Origin of the sequence: Streptomyces sp. OR43 (assembly GCF_008042275.1) — a bacterium.
Taxonomy (GTDB): Bacteria; Actinomycetota; Actinomycetes; order Streptomycetales; family Streptomycetaceae; genus Streptomyces.
Window position 1 is genome coordinate 1 of the sequence record NZ_RDBK01000095.1, and the last position, 642, is coordinate 642.

Annotated in this window: 1 protein-coding gene and 1 pseudogene; one reads left to right on the forward strand and one right to left on the reverse strand. The window is 66.7% G+C overall.

The window, feature by feature from the left end; genetic code table 11:
• Positions 1 to 278: pseudogene (locus EAO72_RS41030) on the forward strand (right-handed parallel beta-helix repeat-containing protein); the annotation flags it as partial.
• Between the two features lie 76 nt (positions 279 to 354).
• Here the strand turns inward: EAO72_RS41030 and EAO72_RS41035 are convergent.
• Positions 355 to 642, reverse strand: a 288-nt coding sequence (locus tag EAO72_RS41035; RefSeq protein WP_148022478.1) for a VWA domain-containing protein, incomplete at its 5' end; no start/stop codon positions are given.

Below are 642 nucleotides of genomic sequence, written 5' to 3' on the forward strand. Positions count from 1 at the left end.
ATCCCGGCTCGATGACGGTGTCGGACAACGTCTCCATCGACAACGAGGAGCGCAACTTCTCCTTCGACAAGGGCACTTCCGTCTACCGCAACAACACGTCCTGCCGCAGCGGCAGCGGCTCCAACGACAAGACGGTCGGCGACGCGGACAGTTCGAACCAGTTCTGGACCGGCTCGAACGGCTCCCGCTGCTCCGCGTACGACGGAGGCCTGGACTGGTCGTTCGCTGCGGACGGCCACCTCGTCGTGACGTTCGGCGGCACCGTCGTGACTCCGTAACCGACCGACGACCGGTGAAGGGCGGGGCTTTCCGGCCCCGCCCTTCACCGCGCGCGAGCAGACTTCCGGTGAAGGCTCAGCGCAGGATGCCGAGTTGCCGGACGGTCCTCAGCCAGGACGGGAACTCCGACAGGAGCCTGTCGTACAGCTCCGCGTCAGGGACCGTCTCGATGTCGTCCGCGGCGAAGAAGCCGACGTTGTCGACCCGCCGGCCGGGCAAGGTGTCGAAGCGTTCCAGCACTCCGTACTGGGACCGGCCGAGACCGATGAACTGCCAGAAGACCGGCTCCTCCACCGCCGCACGCAACTCCCGCTCGATCTCGTCGTTGCGGTACACGCCCCCGTCCGAGAAGAACAGGACCAG